The sequence below is a fragment of the Streptosporangium sp. 'caverna' genome (genome assembly GCF_003203775.1).
Taxonomy (GTDB): domain Bacteria; phylum Actinomycetota; class Actinomycetes; order Streptosporangiales; family Streptosporangiaceae; genus Streptosporangium; species Streptosporangium subroseum.
The window spans coordinates 1,119,697-1,138,711 of sequence record NZ_CP029711.1 but is presented as its reverse complement, the minus strand read 5'-3'; the positions used below and the strand labels follow the sequence as shown (position 1 = coordinate 1,138,711).

The 19,015-nt window shown below is 69.9% G+C and carries 14 protein-coding genes; 6 read left to right on the top strand and 8 right to left on the bottom strand.

Translation table 11 applies throughout. From position 1 onward, the window contains the following. Window positions 1-278: 278 nt before the first annotated feature. The gene (locus DKM19_RS50495) at window positions 279-2,606 is read right to left on the bottom strand and encodes a hypothetical protein (protein ID WP_204358664.1); all 2,328 of its coding nucleotides are present in this window, start codon (window positions 2,604-2,606) and stop codon (window positions 279-281) included. 124 nt (window positions 2,607-2,730) lie between these two features. On the opposite strand from DKM19_RS50495, the gene DKM19_RS05240 reads away from it, so the two are divergent. The 5 genes from DKM19_RS05240 (at window position 2,731) to DKM19_RS05220 (ending at window position 9,984) form a co-directional block, all read left to right on the top strand. Next, on the top strand, window positions 2,731-4,122 hold the full coding sequence (locus tag DKM19_RS05240; RefSeq protein WP_239514091.1) for a hypothetical protein: 1,392 nt from the start codon (window positions 2,731-2,733) through the stop codon (window positions 4,120-4,122). A 157-nt stretch (window positions 4,123-4,279) separates the two neighbouring features. Further along, window positions 4,280-5,857 (top strand): LCP family protein, encoded by a 1,578-nt coding sequence (locus DKM19_RS05235; protein WP_110694726.1) that lies wholly within the window; start codon window positions 4,280-4,282, stop codon window positions 5,855-5,857. Between the two features lie 301 nt (window positions 5,858-6,158). Beyond that, window positions 6,159-7,997 (top strand): acyltransferase family protein, encoded by a 1,839-nt coding sequence (locus DKM19_RS05230; protein WP_110694725.1) that lies wholly within the window; start codon window positions 6,159-6,161, stop codon window positions 7,995-7,997. A gap of 100 nt (window positions 7,998-8,097) precedes the next feature. After that, entirely contained in the window at window positions 8,098-9,168 is a 1,071-nt protein-coding gene (locus DKM19_RS05225) for a glycosyltransferase family 4 protein (protein ID WP_369988050.1), read from the top strand. Between the two features lie 78 nt (window positions 9,169-9,246). Then, window positions 9,247-9,984, top strand: a complete 738-nt coding sequence (locus tag DKM19_RS05220; protein ID WP_110694723.1) for an acetoacetate decarboxylase family protein — start codon at window positions 9,247-9,249, stop codon at window positions 9,982-9,984. 139 nt (window positions 9,985-10,123) lie between these two features. Here DKM19_RS05220 and DKM19_RS05215 read toward each other — a convergent pair whose 3' ends face one another. The 7 genes from DKM19_RS05215 to DKM19_RS05185 form a co-directional block, all read right to left on the bottom strand. Continuing rightward, window positions 10,124-10,999: a sugar kinase gene (locus DKM19_RS05215; RefSeq protein WP_110694722.1), complete on the bottom strand. Its 876-nt coding sequence runs from the start codon at window positions 10,997-10,999 to the stop codon at window positions 10,124-10,126. 208 nt (window positions 11,000-11,207) lie between these two features. Then, window positions 11,208-12,089, bottom strand: a complete 882-nt coding sequence (locus DKM19_RS05210; protein ID WP_110705489.1) for a glycosyltransferase family 2 protein — start codon at window positions 12,087-12,089, stop codon at window positions 11,208-11,210. A 196-nt stretch (window positions 12,090-12,285) separates the two neighbouring features. Beyond that, window positions 12,286-13,053 carry a CDP-alcohol phosphatidyltransferase family protein gene (locus tag DKM19_RS05205; protein ID WP_110694721.1) on the bottom strand — a complete coding sequence of 256 codons (768 nt, stop codon included), beginning with the start codon at window positions 13,051-13,053 and terminating at the stop codon, window positions 12,286-12,288. Continuing rightward, window positions 13,031-14,071: an iron-containing alcohol dehydrogenase family protein gene (locus DKM19_RS05200; protein WP_204359029.1), complete on the bottom strand. Its 1,041-nt coding sequence runs from the start codon at window positions 14,069-14,071 to the stop codon at window positions 13,031-13,033. The genes DKM19_RS05205 and DKM19_RS05200 overlap by 23 nt, the downstream gene beginning before the upstream one ends. A gap of 5 nt (window positions 14,072-14,076) precedes the next feature. Next, window positions 14,077-14,811, bottom strand: a complete 735-nt coding sequence (locus DKM19_RS05195; protein WP_110694719.1) for a sugar phosphate nucleotidyltransferase — start codon at window positions 14,809-14,811, stop codon at window positions 14,077-14,079. Window positions 14,812-14,913: 102 nt separating this feature from the next. Then, the gene (locus DKM19_RS05190) at window positions 14,914-15,537 is read right to left on the bottom strand and encodes a DUF5941 domain-containing protein (RefSeq protein ID WP_110694718.1); all 624 of its coding nucleotides are present in this window, start codon (window positions 15,535-15,537) and stop codon (window positions 14,914-14,916) included. 136 nt (window positions 15,538-15,673) lie between these two features. After that, window positions 15,674-17,296, bottom strand: coding sequence for a CDP-alcohol phosphatidyltransferase family protein (locus DKM19_RS05185; RefSeq protein WP_110694717.1), 1,623 nt, complete (start codon window positions 17,294-17,296; stop codon window positions 15,674-15,676). A 155-nt stretch (window positions 17,297-17,451) separates the two neighbouring features. On the opposite strand from DKM19_RS05185, the gene DKM19_RS05180 reads away from it, so the two are divergent. Next, window positions 17,452-18,864 carry a bifunctional cytidylyltransferase/SDR family oxidoreductase gene (locus DKM19_RS05180; RefSeq protein ID WP_110694716.1) on the top strand — a complete coding sequence of 471 codons (1,413 nt, stop codon included), beginning with the start codon at window positions 17,452-17,454 and terminating at the stop codon, window positions 18,862-18,864. Window positions 18,865-19,015 lie beyond the last annotated feature (151 nt).

The window sequence follows — 19,015 nt, the reverse complement described above, 5'->3', positions numbered from 1 at the left end:
GACCATCACGCCGGGCGGCAGCGCGCGACGAACCCCAGCCCATGTCCGGCTCCGGGGCCGCAGTCCCGAGTCCCCAGAGGACAGATCTTCTACTTCGGAAATCTCGGGGTTTAAGCGCATGGACCCGACTATGTCGATCTTTCCGACCTTCGGTCAATCCGTTGCCGAGTAGCACCGATGTCCACGAGTTCGCCGAACCCGCCGAAGTTCTCGTCCGCACGGGGCACCCACATGGGATCCCCGCTCGTCGCATAACCCACGGCGCGCATGGCCATCCTCTACAGGACGACCATCCAGACGTTGACGCCCAGGGACCAGGTGCCGTTGGGCGGGTCGACGAGGGAGCGCTCGTCCTGGCGGGTGCTGAGAGCCATGATCTGGACGGGTCTGCCGTAGGCGGAGAGCTGGTCGGCCTTGGCGGCGAGCAGGACCGGGACGCGGCCGGTGGTGCGGATGCGCTCGATCAGGCGGTCGACGGTGGGCTTGAGGGAGACGTCGGACTTTAGGGGGATGGAGGACCGGGCGGTGGGAACGCCGCAGGTGCCCCGGACGACCTGGGTGAGCCGGTCACCCGTGACCCGCTCCACGATCAGCACCGAGGCCCGGGCCGGAAGGGCCGCGCACATCCCCTCGACCGCCGCGCGCTCGCCGCGCTCGATCGGGGTGAACGCCGTCCCGCCGGAGGTGAGCGCCGTGGGGATCAGAAGCAGCGCCGCGCCGAAGGCGACGATGCCCTTCTGGGGGGTCAGGCCGTATCCCGATCTGCGCGCCTTGTCCCGCGCCCAGCGCAGGCCCCAGACGGCGAGCAGGATCAGGCCGGGGATGACGATCGGGACCAGGCGCCGGGAGGCCCACGGCTGGTCGGGGGTGATCGCCGGGCGGTAGAGCGTGGTGAAGGTGGTCCAGCCGATGATGGCCAGCGGCAGCAGCCAGCCGAACTCGCCCCCCCTGACCAGCCTGCGCGTGAGCACGGCCGCCGCCAGCGTGGCCAGGATCACCACGGGGATCCCGACGTACCAGATCACCCAGGAGAGGGACTCCTCGTAGTACAGCCGGGCGCCGTTCATCGGCAGCCCGTTCACCTGCTGGGTCTTCTCGATGAACTCGTAGTTCAGCCGGTCCTCCGGCGTGGTGGGCTGCCGGGTGACGGTCTGCAGCCACGGCCGGACCGCGAAGGCCACCATGACCAGCACGACCAGGCCGCCGGCGATCTCGGGCAGCCGCCGGATCCCGGCGACCCGCCGGAGGACCACGGCGATTCGCGGCGCGAGGACCGCGGCGACCAGGGTGAGGAGCAGGACCGCGCCGCAGATCGCCAGCAGCGGCTTGAGGGAGCCCGACAGATAGTCCAGGTACGGCCTGGAGAGCAGGTAGGCGGCCGCGAACCCCAGAGCGGTCCCCGCGGCCAGCCCGCAGAGCAGCGGAGCGCCGAGACGCCCCTCGTCTCGGGCGCCGATCCGGCGCAGGGCGATCAGCAGCCCGGCGTAGACGAACACGGGAAGCACGTCGCGCAGCCCGTCGATCCTGACCAGGACGGCCAGCCCGAACACCAGACCCGCCAGCACCGCGCCGACCACGGCATCGGACCGTGCCGGACGGATCCCGCCCGGCTCCTCTCCCGAGAGGCCGGCCGGTTCCGCGCCGGAGGGATCGATCAGTTCGACTCCGGAGTGGCCGGTCGACTCCGCTCCCGGGGAACCGATCGGTTCCGTTCCCGAGAGGCCGGTCGGTTCAGCTCCGGAGGAACCGGTCGGTTCCACTCCGGAAAGACCGATCGGTTCCACTCCGGAAAGACCGATCGGTTCCGCTCCCGGGGGACGGATCGGCGGGGAGCCGAGGACCGTGACGCCGGAACGGAGCCTGGCCTCGGCGTCGAGCAGCAGGGCCAGGCCGCCGAAGAGCAGGATCAGGGACGGGATCTCGCTGAAGGTGGTCCGCGAGGTGTAGAGGATCGGGAGGCTGACCGCGAAGACCAGCGCGGCCAGAGGGGCCCAGCGCGCGCCGACCAGGCGGGCGACGACCCCCGCGAAGACGAGCACGGCCAGCGCCCCCAGCAGCGGTGGCACCAGCACGAGCCCCGGGACGCCGCCCAGCCAGACGCCCACCGCGTCGATCATGGGTGACCCCGGCATGAACTGCGGCACGATCGCGCCGCCGAAGTCGTACAGGCCCATGCTGTCGAAGTGCAACGCCAGATCGCCGCCGCCGAAGGCCGCCTCCTGGAAGGGGATCGGCAGCGAGCCGTGGCCGGCCAGCCAGAGGGCGTACTGGGCGTACGTGGAGGGGTCGCGGCGGATGATCAGTTGCTCGCTGTGGAACAGGCCGTTGAAGATGCCCGAGGCCAGGGCCACGGCGATCACCGCCGCCGTCTGCCGGGCGGTCGCCTCGACGGTCCTCGGCAGGCGGCGCAGGCCGTACCGGCAAAGGAGCGCGGCGACCAGCAGGCCCAGCGGGATCACGGCGATCGGCCGGAACCAGCCGAGCAGCAGCAGCGGCAGCCCCGCCAGCAGCCAGCCCGCCAGCCCGAGTGCGGGCACGACCGAGACCACGGCGAGCACCGTGCCCGCCGAAGGTCTGCGCGTGTGATCCAGCCGACCGGTCCTCATGGCGTGCCCCGAGCGTAGTGGCAGGCCGGGGCGACGGTGGCACACGCACGCGGCTGCGCGGCGGCGTGGCGAAACCCGGTAGCGTACGCGCAGCATTCGAAGGGGGCGGAGATTGGTGGGGTGGGTGCGGCGGCACCGTTTTTTCCTGGGTGTTCTGGGCCTCGGAGCCGCCCTGCGGGTGATCACCATGCTCGGATACCGGCCCGCGCTCTGGTTTCCCGACTCCTACACCTACATCGTCACCGCGCTGAGGCCCCGCCCCGACCTGGTCCGCCCGGCCGGATACTCGATGTTCCTGCGGCTCCTCGAACCGTTTCACAGTTTCGCCCTCGTCACGCTGGTCCAGCACCTGCTGGGGCTGATGGTCGGCGTGCTCGTCTACCTCACCGCCCGGCGGCTGGGCGCCCCCGGCTGGGCCGCGGTGGGAGCGTCCGTTCCCCCCTTGCTGGACGCCTACCAGATCGAGCTGGAGCATCTGCTGGTCTCCGACACCCTGTTCGCCGTTCTGGTCATGTCGGCGGTCTGCCTGGGCGTGCGGCAGACCCTCGGGTGGCGTACGACGTGCGGGATCGGGCTGCTGCTCGCGGCGGCGACCCTGACCAGGACCGTCGGGCTGCCGATGATCGCGCTCTTCGCGGCCTGGATGCTCTACCGGGAGCGGGGCCGGGTGTTCACGGCCAGGGTGCTGATGCCCGCCGGGGTGATGCTGGTCGCGGCGACGCTGCCGATCCTGGGATACGGGGCCTGGTTCTACGCGACCTACCAGCGGATCGGCATCGTGGGCGCCAACGGCGTCTTCCTCTACTCCAAGACGATGACCTTCGCCGACTGCTCGGTGATGAAGCCGCCGCCGGACCTGGCCGTGCTCTGCGACCCCCGGCCCCCGCGCGTGCGGCCTCCCGCGCAGGAGTACGTCTGGAGCCAGGACTCGCCGCTGGTCAAGCTGCCCGGCATCACCTTCACCGGGACGACCGACACCATGGCCGGGCAGTTCGCGTCGCTGGCCATCCAGAGCCAGCCGCTGGACTATCTGGGCTCGGTCGCCTCGGAACTGGTCCGGTCGTTCACCTGGGGCCGCCCGGTCTATCCGGACCAGGAGGTCTACGACTACTACGAGTTCCCGGACAGACCACCGGCCCCGCCGGGCCGCTACCCGGCCACGGAAGGCGCCGAGTCCGCCCGGCGCTACGAGCGGGGTCCGATCACCACCCGGATCGTCGAACCCTACGCGGGCTGGATGCGTACCTATCAGGACATCGTTCGGCTACCCGGAACGGCGGTGCTGGTGATCCTGCTCATCCCGCCGATCGCCGCGGCCGTCCGGCGGTTCCGCCCGGAGTCCACGGCGTGGGTGCTGCCGTGGACGACGGCGGTGGTGCTGCTGGTGATGCCTCCCGCGGTCGCGGAGTTCGACTACCGATACGTCCTGCCCGCCGTGCCGGCCGCGTGCCTGGCTGCGGCCTTGGTTGCAGGTAAACCTAATTTCCGTAATATTCCAAGAAATGTCCGTATTTGAGTATGCTGGCCGCCAGTTCAGCATGGCGGCGGTCAGGGGACGGTCTTGAGCAAATTCATGTCATGGCAGCTGTCGGCGCGCGTCTCGTGACCTACTCTTTGGGCGCGATGAAGGACCTGGAACAGCGCCGGACGTTGCCGCGAAGCGAGGGGATCGCATGAGCGACCACCGGCATGCCGGAGCAAAGGACCGCGGGGCCGAACCGGGCCGCCGGGCTTCCCGGCGTGCGGGCGATGACGGAGGACCGCCTCCGGAGAATCTCCCTCCGAACGGCGGGCCACCGCGGGGCCGCAAGAGCGGGCTGGGAGTGGGCGGCTGGGTCAGCATCGCGGTGACCGGCGTCATGGTGCTCGGCACCCTCGGCGGCTACACGCTCTACCGGAACACCCTCTCCGGCTTCAACACGATCGACCTCAGCGGCAAGCTCAGCGCGAACCGCCCGGTGAACGAGACCGGGGCGATCAACGTGCTGCTGGTCGGCTCCGACACCCGCGAGGGCGACAACCTGCAGTACGGCCAGAAGATGATCAATGCGGGCAAGCGGACCGACACGATCATCCTCATGCACATCTCGCCGAACCGCGACAAGGCGACGCTCATCAGCTTCCCCCGCGACTCCGTGGTGGACATGCCCGCGTGCAAGGGCGAGACCGGCGTCCCGGTCGCCGCGAGGCACGAGATGATCAACGCCGCCTACAACGAGGGCGGCATCACCTGCACGATCGACACGCTCGAGTCCCTCACCCAGATCCCCATCGACCACTTCGTCGAGGTCGACTTCACCGGCTTCAAGAACATCGTGGACGCCCTCGACGGCGTCCGGATCTGCCTGAAGGAGCCGGTGAACAGCAAGAAGGCCAAGCTCACGCTCTCCGCCGGCTGGCACAACCTCAAGGGTGAAGAGGCCCTCGGATACGTACGGCTGCGCGACTACGGCGACGGCAGCGACATCCAGCGGATCAAGCGCCAGCAGGTCTTCCTCAGCAAGGTGGTGGACAAGGCGACCAGCAGCGCGCTGCTCACCGACCCCGGCAAGCTCTTCTCCTTCATCGGAGCCGCCTCGAAGTCGGTCCGGATGGACAAGGCTCTGGCCGACGACACCCAGACCCTGGTCCGGATCGCGCAGAGCGCCAAGGCCCTGACCGCGAGCGGCGTCAAGTTCATCACCGTCCCGTGGGGCGCGGACCCCGACGACAAGAACCGGGTCGTCTGGAGGCAGCCCGCCGCGAACGAGCTGTTCGAGGCGATCCGCAGCGACACCGAGGTGCTCCCCACCGCCGCCCCCGCCGGGCCCGCCAAGCCGACCGTCAAGAACGAGCAGGTCCGGGTCCAGGTCTTCAACGGCACCGACACGCCGGGCAGGGCCAAGGAGGTGGCCGACAAGCTGACCGCCCAGGGTTTCGTGGTGACCAACGTCGGCAACGCTCGCCCGGTGGCCGGCAACGTGCCCACCACCACGCTCCGGTACGCCAAGAAGGACACCGAGGGCGCCGCCTACGGAGACACCCTGGCCGCCAGGCTCTCCGGTGAGAAGCGCACCCCGGTCGCCGGCAAGGTGAAGCCGATCAGCACGGAGGCCTACGTGCCGCCCACGCCGGTCGCCAAGCCGCCCACCACCGGCCCGATCCTCCAGCTGGTCATCGGCGCCGACTGGCCGGGCGTCCGGGTCCCCACCAAGATTCCGGACTCTCTCAAGGACCAGGTCGTCGACAACAAGACCGACCCCTGCCAGTAGGCCCTGGCGACGACGGCCGATCGAGCGGCGAGGGCGCCGGGATCAGGTGGCGAACCTCGCCGTCCGATCCCGGCGCCCTCGCAGTTCGACGACCCGCGCCATGACTTCGACAGATTCCCGACAGTCACGATTCACCGAGAACCCCTTGAAACTCGGCGTACTCGTGCGACAGAGAGCTCATCATCGGTTTAGGGTGGTCAGGTCGGCGAGGCGAGCCCATACTCGCCCCCATCCCCCGCCGCCTTCGCGCTAGCGTGCCGACTCCTTCCCGGTCTCCGACAGATGGCTGAGCGTTTCCCCCGTGAGTGACATCCGCCCTTCTTTCCCGACACCGGCCCCTCAGGACGACGGCGCCCCCGACGCCGACACCGGTAGGCCGACCGGCGGGCAGGGCCGGACCCCCGCCCCGCAGCCGATGCCCGAGCACTCGTGGCAGCCTCCGGCGTCCCAGCCCTCCTGGCCGGAGCCGCCGGCTCTGCCGTACGCCTCCGGACGGCAGGAGCGCGGGCACGCGCCGGATGAAGAGGATCCCGGCGAGGTCACCGCGTGGGGCTATCCCGCGTACCAGGAGCCGCCGGACGCGCCGGACGCCTCCCGCGGACCACGGCAGGACCAGGCGCACGAGCCCCAGCGGGGCCGCCCCTACGGCTCCCCGGATCCGCTCCGCGCCTCCGCGCCCCTGGAGCCCCTGGCGTGGCGGGAGCCCCCGGAGTCGCGAGACTCCCAGGGCACCCACGAAACCGCGTGGGCTCCCGAGTCGACCGGGCCGAACCGGCGGGAGTCCCCGTGGCGCGAGGAAGGCGCCCCGGAGGGCGCGCCCCCTTCGCCTCGCGTCTCCCCCGAGGCGCCGCCGTCCCGGCGGTCGCCCCTCCCGCAGCCCCGGGAGGCCCTGCTGCCTCCTCTGGAGGCGCCGCCGGCCCCGGCGGACCGGCCCTTCTCCTACTGGGAGAGCAGCGGCCGGCAGAACGCCGAGCCCTCGTTCTGGAACCGGTCCTCCGATCCCGAGCGCGAGGCGATGCGGGAGTGGCGGGCCGAGCGGGAGCGGGAGCAGGCGGAGGAGCCCCCCGCTCCCCCGGTCAAGAAGAAGCGCGACCCGTATCTCGACAACGTGAAGTTCGTGCTGATCGCCCTGGTCGCGACCGGGCACTCGCTGGTGCCCACCCTGAGCGCGCACTCGGCGAAGTCGGCATACATATTCATCTACATGTTCCACATGCCGGCGTTCGTGCTGGTCAGCGGCTATCTCGGCCGTAACTTCTGGAACTCCAACGCCAAGATCAACAAGCTGGTCGACACCCTGCTGATCCCGTACGCGGTCGTCGAGATCGGCTACGCGCTGCTCCGCTACGGACTGGGTCAGAAGTGGACCCTGACGATCATCGACCCGGCCTGGCTGAACTGGTATCTGCTGGCCCTGGTCCTCTGGCGGATCTCCACGCCCATCTGGACCCGGATGCGGCAGCCGCTGCTGATCGCGGTGATCATCTACATGATGGCGGGCTTCTCGGAGATCGGCGGCGACTTCAGCATCGACCGCTTCTTCGGCCTGCTCCCGTTCTACGTGCTCGGCCTGCTTCTCAGGCCGGAACACTTCGACCTGCTCAAGCCGATCTGGGTCAGGATCCTGGGCGGGGTCGTCCTCGTCGGGGCGGCGGGGGTGGCGATCTTCATCGCGCCTCACGTCAAGCTCGCCCCGGTTTACTACCGCTACAGCTTCAAGGGCATGGACATGTCCTGGTGGATGGGTCTCGGCGTACGCGGCGCCATGCTGGTCGCGGGGATGATCATGACGTTCGCCGTGCTCGCGGTGATTCCCCGGAGGGAGACCTGGTTCTCCGACCTCGGCACCCGCACGCTCTACGCCTACCTGCTCCACGGCGTCATCGTGCTCATCGCCAAGGACCAGCACTGGCTGAGCTTCCCCTGGCTGCACGGCCCGCTGGGCGTGATGGCGATCGCGTCGAGCGCGCTGGCCCTGGTCATCGTCCTGTGCCTGCCGGAGACCCGCACGCTCTTCAAGTGGCTGCTCGAACCCCGCCTGGTCTGGCTCTACCGCCGGCCGTCGGCGTCGGCGGAGGCCGTCCCCAAGCCGCCGGACGAGCCCGCCGCCAGGGAGAGTTCAGCCTCAGTTACCCGGTAATTAACGCAACACATCCGGTGATGACGGAAGAGACGCGCAGCATCGGTGTATGCGGGTATGTGTCGGCACAATTGTCCATCACCCCGAAGACGCCCGGATCATGCATCGGCAGATCCGGTCGCTCCTCGAGGCGGGACACGAGATCACCTATGTAGCGCCCTTCACCGACTGCAACGTCACGCCCGATCCCCGGATCCGGCCGATCGACGTTCCCCGTGCCGTCGGCCGTCGCCGTCGGCGCGCGCTGAAGGCCGCCCGCAAGGCTCTCAAGCGCGGGGTGGAGGGTGCCGACCTGCTGATCGTCCATGACATCGAGCTGCTGTTCCGGCTCCCCAGGCGCCGTCCCGCCACGGTGTGGGACGTGCACGAGGACACGGCCGCCGCGCTGGAGGCCAAGCCGTACCTCCCCGAGTACCTCCGCCGGATCCTGCCGTCGCTGGTCCGCCGGATCGAGGCCCGCGCGGAGCGCCGCCTGCACCTGATCCTGGCCGAGGAGGCCTACCAGGAGCGGTTCGCCCAGACCCATCCGGTCGTGCTCAACACCACCTACGTGCCCCCTCGGCTGCCTTCGCCGTCCGGCCGGAACCGGGTGGTCTACGTGGGCCACCTCTCCCAGGCCAGGGGCGCGATCGAGCTGATCGAGCTGGCCAGGCGCCTGGCCCCGCACGGGATCAGGCTGGACCTGATCGGCGCCGCCGACGCGGAGATCCGGCCGCTGCTGAGGGACGCGCAGCGGGAGGGCCTGCTCGACTGGTACGGCTACGTGCCCAACAAGCACGCGCTGCGGATGGCCGAGAAGGCGATCGCCGGACTGTCTCTTCTGCACGATGTGCCCAACTACCGGCAGTCGATGCCGACCAAGGTCATCGAATACATGGCCCGGGGGATCCCCGTGATCACCACGCCTCTCCCCACGGCCGCCTCGATGATCGACCGGGCCCGCTGCGGGACCGTCGTACCCTTCGGGGACGTGGACGCGACGCTGCAGGCCGTACTGGCGCTGCGGGACGACCCGGAAGAGGCCTCGGCGATGGGGGCCCGCGGTTACGCGGAAGCCCTGTCCCACTACAACTGGCCTGACCACTCGGGCGCGTTCGTCGGGCGACTGGAGGAGTGGGCGACGGCGAGCGCCGCCCCCGCGCGCGCCCATCGCCGTGCCCTGGTGGTCTGACCCCTCCCGTCCGTTCGGTCCGGGAAGGATTGCTTCCGCACCAGTGACGTGGAGACCGGAGATTGGTGTACTGGAGACATGGCACGCCATCTGATCCAGGGGCGCGAGATCGACATGCCGGTGCGCATCAGGGACGCCGCGGTCTGCAGTGCCTCCTACCTGGTCCGGGCCGACGCGGCACGGGCCGTGATCGCCTATTCGAGGCTGGACACCGCCGAGGTGCTGCCCGGCAAGGCCCTGTGCACGCTGGTGTTCGCCGACTACACCGACGGCGACCTGGGCACCTACCACGAGTTCGGCGTCGCCTTCCTGATCCGGCCGCCCGGTGCTGATCCGGCGCCCCGCAAGGGCCTGCGCGCGAGCCTGTGGGAGCTGCACAGGCTCGGCGCCGGAGCGTTCATCCACTGGCTCCCGGTCGACCAGGGCTTCACCATGGAGGCGGGCCGTACGATCTGGGGCCTGCCCAAGGAGCTCGCCGACATCAACCTGCGCCTGTCGTCGCCCTACAAACGGTGCATCGTCCGCAAGGACGGCCGGCTGGTGCTGGACCTGCTGATCAAACCCGGCACCCCGGTGCCCGGCAACGGCATGGCGTCCGTCCTCGACGCCTACAGCCATCAGGACGGCGTCACCCGCCGCATTCCCTGGTCGATATCCTCTCGCGGGGTTCGCATGCGCCCCGGAGGCGCGCTGATCCGCCTGGGCAACCACTCCGTCGCCAAGGAGCTGAGCGAGCTCGGCCTGCCCAAGCGCGCCCTGATGACCAGCACGGTCTCCCATCTCTCCATGACCCTCGGCGAGGCGAAGGAGCCCTAGCCGGGAGCCTTGGACCTCAAGGTCCAACGGTGGCGCCTCGGCCCTCACAGCCCTGGGCTTCGAGCTCCAGCGGCGGCAGCTCGACTCTCGGAGAGCCCCTGTGCTTCGAGCTCCAGCGGCAGCTGACTCTCAGGGAGCCCTAGGCTTCGAGCTCCAGCAGCGGTAGTTCGGCCCTCATGGGCAGACCCTGCCAGTCGCTGGGACCGGAGGCCGCGAAGGCCGCCAGCAGGCCGCCCCTGCGCAGCCTGTCGGCCGGGTGCAGGTGCTCCAGCAGCGCGCTGAGATAGCCCGCGACGAAGGCGTCCCCGGAGCCGTTGGGGTCGACCACGGGTGTGGACGGGCTGGCGGCGTCGTGGCGGACACCGTCCACCCGGACGCTCGCCCCTCGGGCGCCGCGCATCACGATGACCTCCCGGTCGCCGTTGAGCGCCGGCTTGACCAGGTCCAGCTCGCTCTGCCGGACGAACAACACGTCGGCCGAGCAGGCCAGCACGCTGAGGATCTCCTCGGCCTCCCGGAGATCGGGCCAGAGCTGGTCCCGGTAGTCGACCGCCACCGAGACGAGGACCCTGGCGGTCCGCGCGGCCCGGACCGCGGCGTGCATGGCGTCGCGCGCGTTCAGGGCGGCGGTGATCCCGCTGACGTGCAAGATGCGGGAGGCCGCGATCCGGTCCACGGGAACGTTCCCCTGCGCGAGCCGGGCCCCGGTGCGGTAGTAGGTGACCCTGGCCGTCTGGCCCAGCCTCGACTCCTTCAGGAGGATCCCGGTGGGCGACCCCTCGTCCACCCGCGCGTCCGAGATGTCCACGCCCTCGCCGCGCAGCACCGTGAGGATCCGCGCGCCGAGGTCGTCACCGCCGACCTTGCCCAGCCACCCCACCTCGTGCCCCAGCCGGGCCAGCCCGACCGCGACGGTGAACTCGGCCCCGGCCACGTCCAGCCTGGCCTCGTGCTCGTGACGGACCCGGCCGCTGGTGACGACGCCGAAGGCCTCGCCGAGGGTGTAGACGTCCACGTCGGAACCTTTCGGGGCGCCGGGCGACGCCGATGAACAGCCGTTCGGACTCCGGCCCCGGGTGCCATCGCTCCCAAAGGGCCAGAAAACCGAACTCTAGCGACAACCCCGAGGCAGAAACCAACCGGCCACTCGGGTTCCCGTCTCCGGTCCTGCGGGACCGTACGAGATCACTTCCGACCGGCCAGACCGTACGGTCCGTACGGGATCAGACGATCGGCGGGCGGCCGAGGCGGAGCATGCGCCAGGCGGTGTTCCAGCCCATCGGACGACGCTCTCCCGCGGGCTCGCGCAGGCCTTCGGTGAAACCCTTGAACCAGGCGCGCAGGGCGGGACCCGAGCGCTCGCGAAGCAGGGTGAGGGCGACCCAGTTGAGGAGGTAGAGCCCGGCCAGGGGCCAGGGGAGATTACGGCGGGCCAGCCAGACGCGGTTACGCGCGTTGAGGCGGTAGAAGTCGGTGTGGCGGGTCGGGGGAACCTGCGGGTGGTACATGACCGTCTGGGCGTCGTATTCGATGCGGTAGCCCTCGCCGAGCAGCCTCCAGGCCAGGTCGGTCTCCTCGTGAGCGTAGAAGAAACGCTCGGGGAGCCCGCCGACCTGGAGGAAGGCCGAACGGCGGATGGCGCAGGCGCCGCCCAGGAAGGTGGTGACCGGGGAGGACCGCTCGGGGTCGCCCGCACGCAGGCGAGGGACGTGACGGCGCTGGCCGATGCCGCCGTCGGGGTCCCTCACCCGGAACGAGACGACCGCGAGATCGTGCTCGGTGGAGAAGCGCTCACGCAGGTGGGAGACCAGGTTCGTCTCGCCGTACCAGCCGTCGTCGTCGAGGAAGAGCACCACGTCGCCCGAGCACTCCTCGACGCCACGGTTACGGCCGGCGGGGATGCCCGCGTTGTGGTCCAGCCGCACGGTCTTGATCGAGGCCGACGAGCCCGAGGGCACGCTGACCGACAGCTCCGGGACGTCCGCGCCGTTGCCGACGATGACCACCTCGACGTCGCCGTCGACCTGGTTCAGCGCGGACTCGACGGCCCGATCCAGCTCCGGGACTCGGTTACCCATGGTGAGGATGACGCACGAGATCTTCAACGGGTCATCGACCTGACGCGTCGAGAGCACGTGCGGAGCATACTTTCATGATCACCGAGTCTGCTGGGGCGGACAGTTCTGATGGAGCTAGCACCTACTGCTATACCGGAGGACAAGCGTATCGGAATCGCCAACAAACACCCACCAAACAGCAAGGTGTTAGCACTTACGACGTTCCGGCACGCGATCCGGTTCCTCATGAAAGCCGCCTGGACATCAGGATGCTGATCAGGTGCAGGATCATCTGCAGCGCGGCGATCACCAGGCAGGCCACCACGAGCACCCGCGTCGCGGCCATGCCCCCGCTGAAGGCGTCCCAGAGCGCGGCGATCACGACGAGGACGGACAGCTCCACCGCCTGGACGACCCGGTGGAACTTCAGCGCCGCGGCGGCCTTGCGGGCCAGGCCCAGACCGCGCGACTGGAACTGCTCGGCCGACGTCTCGGTCGCGGCGACCAGCCCCGCCCGGGCGCGGGCCACGTCGACCAGGTCGGTCTCCGCCTTGATCAGGATCGCGCCGAGCGCGGCGGCGACGCCGATCACGGTGTACCAGTCGGGCAGGATCTCCGACGCCCGGAAGCCCAGCCCGATGAGCAGGGCGGCCTCGGCGAAGTAGTGTCCGACCCGGTCGAGGTAGACACCGGTGATGGAGGTCCGGTTGGTCCAGCGCGCCAGCTCGCCGTCGGAGCAGTCGAGCAGCAGGTAGATCTGGATCAACACCGCCGCGCCGACCGCGGCCCAGAGACCGGGCAGCGCGAGGACCACGCCGGCCAGCAGCCCGCACAGGATCATCAGCCAGGTGGTCTGGTTGGGCGTGATCGGCGTCTTGGCGAGAACCCAGGTGACGTAGATCGACAGCTTGCGCATGTAGAGCGCGCCGGCCCAGTGTTCGCCGCTGTTGCGATCCATGGTGGAGTGCGGCTGGGCCACCGCACGGAGCTCAGCGACCGATGGCCCGGACATAATCCCCTACCCGATCGCGAATCTCCGGCTCGGACAGGCGCAGGTGCTCAAGGATGGTGTACCTGCCGGGACGGGTGGAGGGCGCGAGCATAACCGCCTCGGTGAACTGGTCAGTGGTCAGCCCCACGTCGTGGGGGGTGACCGGTAGCTCGTGTCCGCGTAAGCAGTCAACGACCTGGGCGAGCCTCCGAGAGTCCTCGCGGAGGAAAAAACAGAAGGCCGCTCCGATCCCGGCGAGCTCGCCGTGATTGGAGGTGCCGGGAAAAAGCTGATCCACGGCATGCAGGATCTCATGGTCTCCGCCACTCGAAGGACGGGACGACCCGGCGATCACCATCGACATCCCCGAAAGGATGAGCGCCTCGGCCAGCACGGTGAGAAAGGCGTCGGACTCGATCGAGTCGAGTCTCCCGATCAAGGCCTCCGCCGCGGTGCGGGCCATCGCGCAGGCCAGGCCGTCGATCGGCTCTCCGCGCTCGGTGTTGCCGAGCTGCCAGTCCTCGATCGCCGACAGGTTGCTCACCACGTCGCCGACCCCGGAACGGACCAGTGACGGCGGCGCGTCGTGGACGAAATCGAGATCCACCATGATGGCCAGCGGCATGGGCACACCGAAAGTGCCCTTGCCGCTCTCGTGCGTCAGCGACGCCACCGGCGAGCAGATCCCGTCGTGCGACAGGTTGGTGGCCACCGCCACCATCGGGATCCCGGCGAGCGACGCGGCGTATTTGGTCGCGTCGATGGTCTTGCCGCCGCCGATGCCGACGACCGCCTCGTAGGCGCCCTTACGCAGGTCGGCACCCAGCGAGACCGCCGCGTCCACCGAACCGTCGGGCACCCGGAAGACCTTGGCCTCGCCGAGCGAGGGAGCGATCACCGAGGCGATCCGGTCTCCCTGGCCCGTGCCCACGGCCACCGCCACGCGCCCGGAGGTCGCCACCCGGCTGTCGGCGAGCAGCGAGCCGAGCTGGGCGATCGCGCCCCGCCTTACCTCGACGGTCAGGGGGGCCGGCAGCATCCTGGCTAGTATCGGCACGCGATCTCCCGCGCCTTCGCGAGGTCGTCGTGGTTGTCGACCTCGACCCACGGGACATCGCCGATCGGGGCAACGGCGATCTTCTCGCCGCGGGCGACCAGCTCCTGGTAGCCGTCCTCGTAGTAGAGCTGCGGGTCGCGCTCGAAAGTGGCCTGGAGGGCGTCGGCGAGGCGCTCGCCGACGCCGGAGCGGATCAGCGTGGCGCCGATGTACTCGCCGGCCGCGTCGGCCGGGTCCATCAGCTTGGTGATCAGCTTGAGGTGGCGATCCCCGTCGAGGGTTACCTTCATCTCCTCCTCGGCGAGCTTCTTGACGTCGTCCACCGCGAGCAGGATGTCGCTCGTCACCGGGGCGGAGAGCAGCGTCTCCTCCACCGAGACGGGGTGCACGGTGTCGCCGTTGACCAGGAGCACGCCCTGGTCGAAGTAGTCACGCGCGCACCAGAGGGAGTAGGCGTTGTTCCACTCCTCGGCCTTGTCGTTGTGCACAAGGGTGAGCTTCACGCCGTGTCGCCGCTCCAACTCGGCCTTACGCTCGTGTACGGCCTGCGCCTGGTAGCCGACGATGACCACGACGTCGCGAAGATCCGCCGCTGCGAGGTTCCGCAGTGAGATGTCCATGATCGTGGTGTCGCCGTCGACCGGCACGAGTGCCTTGGGCAGCGTGTCGGTGTACGGCCGCAGGCGTCGTCCGGCCCCGGCGGCCAGCACCATTCCCAGCAACGTGCACTCCTCATCCAAGTGAGCCCCCAACGGGCACTCCTGGCCCCAAAGGTTAGTTGCCTTTAGGCCCTGATCGTGTAATCGGGGGTTTGCCGGATGTTCTTAATCGTGTGCTCCCAGATCCGCCGCGTCCACCCCGAAGCGCGGAGCGGCCAGCCAGCAGGTGACGCTCTCCCAGGCGAAGAGGCACCACAGATAGAGCGAGAGCAGGGCGAACATCAATGTGACCTGCCCGGCGAGGCCGCCCAGCGCGACCAGCAGCATCCGGCCGTCCCAGCCGAAACCGAATGTGGACAGCCAGGGCGGCGGATAAACGCGCTGCCTCACCCGGTAGACGATGTCGTAGTGGTGGAAGGCCATCGCGCCGAGTAACAGGAAGATCAATCCCGGCGGCACGTCGTGCGCGAAGCCCACCGAGGCCACGAACCCGTACTCGGTGAGGCGCAGGATCGGCGGGACCAGCCAGTCGAGCCGGCCGTCGTGCGGGTGGGAGCTGCCGGGACCGGCGAGCAGCAGCGCCACGGCGGGGGCGAACACCGCCAGGCCGTCGGTGCCGGCCACGCCGACCAGCAGCAGCACCCCGGTCACGAAGATCCCGACGAGCGCGGGCGGCAGCGGCGCGAGCTGCCCCGCCACCAGCGTGCCCATCGCCCGGGACAGCACCCCGTCGTCCCGATAGGCAACCACGGTGCCGCGCGGCACCGGCGTCATATGCACGGAAGTCATGATCGCATGTGTCTCCTCGCTCGCTTCGCGAAATGCTCGCCGCGCTCCGCCCTCCACCCCGCTCGCCGCGGGGCCCGCCGTTTCCGATCACCGCGGAACCCGCCGGTCCGCGGACTGTGAGACCCACCGTTTCCGATCATTCGCTGAGCGACCTGCCCACCCTGCCGGCGAGTGTGTAGAGTGCGGCGACTCCGCCCCAGCTCAGCAGCGCGATGAAGGTCACCCGCGCGTTGAAGAACGCGGCGGTCACCGCGATCAGGGCCATCCGCTCCCCGATGGGCAGCACGATGATCTTCTTGAGCCAGCGGGTGAAGGAGATCTGCTCCAGCCATCGCGAGAGCCCCACGACCATGCCGCCCACGCTCAGCCCGGCCTTGCGCATCCCGGTCGTGTTTCCCGCGTATCCGGCGTCCACGGGCCGCCGCCCCGGCGACGGTTGCATCGGCAGCAGCCGCCTGGCCGTGTCCGCCGCGGCGGACAGCGAGCTGGAGGTCCTGGCCCAGGCGGCCCCCACCCGGTTCGCGTCGGCGCGGGCCCCCGCGTAGGAGAAGTCGATCATGTGGCGGAGCGCCTGCAGGATCATCGCGGACACCGCCAGCATCCAGATGCCGTCCGGGCCGCCGGCGCCGTAGCCGTCCAGCCCCGCCGCGTAGCCGAGGGCGAGTCCCACGTAGGCGGCGTACTCCTTGACCCGGTCGAAGGTGGCGTCGAGCCACGCGCCGAGCGGGGAGAACGCGCGGGTGTAGCGGGCGAGCTGTCCGTCCACGCAGTCGAGCACGAACGACAGGTAGAGCAGGATCGCCCCGGCGACCTGGGTCGGGCGCGTGCCCACCGAGAACCAGACCGCGGCGAGCACGGCCAGGCCCACGGAGATCCCGGTGACGGCGTTGGGCGTCAGCCGCGACTGGGCGGCCAGCCTGACCAGGTGTTTGGACCAGGAGCTCACGAAGTATGTGGTGAAGAAGCCGTCGTTGCCCTTGACCGCGGCATCCAACCGGGCGGCGATCTCGTCCACCTCGCCCAGCCGCCGTACGGCCGAGTCGGCACCCGCCTGCTCGGCCATCCGCTCGCAGTGCAGCCGCCCGAGCCCGGCCGCACGCACGGGGACTCCCGAGCGGACCAGCCCGACCAGGAGCAGGTCGCCGACCTCGGTGTCGCCCATCGAGCCGAACGTGCCGGCCTCGGCCAGGTCGGCCAGCACCGCCGCGGTCTCGGCGAGATGCCCGAGATCGGCCACGCCGACATGGAGCGCGCCCCTGAAGGTGCCGTTGGGCTCTTCGACGTCGTGGAAGGAGGTGCTCGCGGCCACCACCCGGCCGCCCTCGATCCTGACCGGCGGGCACAGCGACCCGGCGCCCTCGCCGTCGGCGGTCACCAGCGCGCCGGTGTCACGTGCGGGATGTTCCAGGAGCGTGGCCAGCGCCTCGGTGTGGGCCACCAGGTCGCCCGCGATCAGGGCCACGGGGCCGGTGGACGCGGTGGCCACCTTGGCGATCCTGCGCAGGTCGTCGGCGATTCCCCGTGACCCCTCGGCCGGCTCCTCAGCCCCGATCATGTGGGTGCCGCCGGGCACGTGGGTGACGTCGCCGGACCGGGTGATCACGTGCACGTCCTGGACGGGGAGCGTGGCGAGCTGGTCCGTCAGCCTGTCGAGCAGTGTGCCGTCGGCGCAGCGCAGACCGGCCGCCCCGGTGGTGGCGAACACGACGGCCGTCGTTTGGGAGGTCTCGGACGACGGGAGGACGTGGGAATCGTGCAAACTGGGCTCCTTCGTATCCGACGGGATCACCGTACGAATCGGGGAGTGCGCACTCAGCGTAGCGAGATCTTGACTGGATAGCACGGGAGCGCGCCCGGCGATCGGGTACCGAACCATTACGCTCGCCGTATCCAGACCGTCAAAGGAAGCTGACATTGGCCGCTCTTGAACCACGTCGTCGGACCGTCGGTGTCGTCCTGGCCGGCGGCGTCGGCCAGCGTGTCGGCCTGAACACCCCCAAACAGCTCATCAAGATCGCCGGGAAGGCGATCATCGAGCACACGCTCGCCCTGTTCAACGGCGCCCCGGAGATCGACGAGATCATCGTGCTGATGACGCCCGGCTTCACCGAGGAGGTGGAGCGGATCGTCGCCCGCAACGGCTTCGGGAAGGTCAGCAAGATCCTGGAAGGCGGCGCGAGCCGCCCCGACACCACCTGGCGGGCGCTGAAGGCACTGGGTGCTCAGGAGTGCGACGTGCTTCTGCACGACGCCGTACGCCCGCTGCTGGAGCCCCGGATCATCACCGAGTGCGTGGAGGCCCTGAAGGTCTACTCGGCCGTCGACGTGGCGATCCCGAGCTCCGACACGGTCGTGGTGGCCGCCCCCGGACCACGCGGAGAGATCGTCAGGGACATCCCCGAGCGGTCCAGGCTTCGCCGGGGCCAGACCCCGCAGTGCTTCCGGCTCTCGGTGATCCGTGAGGCCTACGAGCGGGCCTTCGCCGACCCCGACTTCGACAAGCGGCCTCCCACCGACGACTGCGGCGTGGTGCTGCGCTACCTGCCCGACGTACCGATCTACATCGTGCCGGGCAGCGAGCACAACATGAAGGTCACCCACCCGGTGGACGTGTTCATCGCCGACAAGCTCTTCCAGCTCGCCGCGGGCAGCGCCCCCGCGCACTCCCCCCTCGCCCTCCGCCGGGCTATGGAGGGCAGGACCATGGTGGTCTTCGGCGGCAGCTACGGCATCGGCGCCGACGTGGTGGACCTGGCCGAGCGCCACGGCGCCCAGGTGTTCTCGTTCTCCCGGTCGCTGAACGGGGTGCGCGTCGAGGACGCCCAGGCGGTGAAGGACGCGCTCGACGGCACGGCCAAGGAGACCGGGCGGATCGACTACGTGGTCAACACCGCGGGCGTGCTGCACATGGGCAAGCTCGGCAAGGTCGACGACGTCACGATCGCCGAGACCGTGGGCGTGAACTACCTCGGCCCCGTCAACATCGCCAGGGCCGCCATCCCCCACCTCCGCGAGACGCGGGGCCACCTGCTGCTCTACACCTCCTCCTCCTACACGCGGGGCCGGGCCGACTACAGCCTCTACTCCTCGACGAAGGCCGCCGTGGTCAACCTGACCCAGGCCCTCGCCGACGAGTGGGCCGAGTACGGCGTGCGGGTCAACTGCGTCAACCCGGAACGGACCAGCACCCCGATGCGATCCCGCGCCTTCGGGGAAGAACCGGCGCACACCCTTCTCTCACCGCGCGCCGTCGCCCAGACCTCACTGGACGTGCTCATCTCCGACCTGACCGGACAGGTGATCGACGTTCGCCTCGACGCGACCTGACGTCCCGGCCGATCGACATTCGCCTCGGCCCGGCGCCCCGGCCGATCAGCACCCGACGCGACCCGACGCGTCAACCGGTCGACGCCCGACACGACCTGCCGTGTCGACCGGTCGGCACCTGACGCGGGCTGACACGTCGATTCGCCGGCGG

Coding starts and splice junctions, on each gene's coding strand:
- DKM19_RS05225 (WP_369988050.1), top strand. CDS start 8,098: ATGCATCGGCAGATCCGGTCGCTCCTCGAGGCGGGACACGAGATCACC.
- DKM19_RS05235 (WP_110694726.1), top strand. CDS start 4,280: ATGAGCGACCACCGGCATGCCGGAGCAAAGGACCGCGGGGCCGAACCG.
- DKM19_RS05190 (WP_110694718.1), bottom strand. CDS start 15,537: ATGACTTCCGTGCATATGACGCCGGTGCCGCGCGGCACCGTGGTTGCC.
- DKM19_RS05220 (WP_110694723.1), top strand. CDS start 9,247: ATGGCACGCCATCTGATCCAGGGGCGCGAGATCGACATGCCGGTGCGC.
- DKM19_RS50495 (WP_204358664.1), bottom strand. CDS start 2,606: ATGAGGACCGGTCGGCTGGATCACACGCGCAGACCTTCGGCGGGCACG.
- DKM19_RS05205 (WP_110694721.1), bottom strand. CDS start 13,053: ATGTCCGGGCCATCGGTCGCTGAGCTCCGTGCGGTGGCCCAGCCGCAC.
- DKM19_RS05200 (WP_204359029.1), bottom strand. CDS start 14,071: ATGCTGCCGGCCCCCCTGACCGTCGAGGTAAGGCGGGGCGCGATCGCC.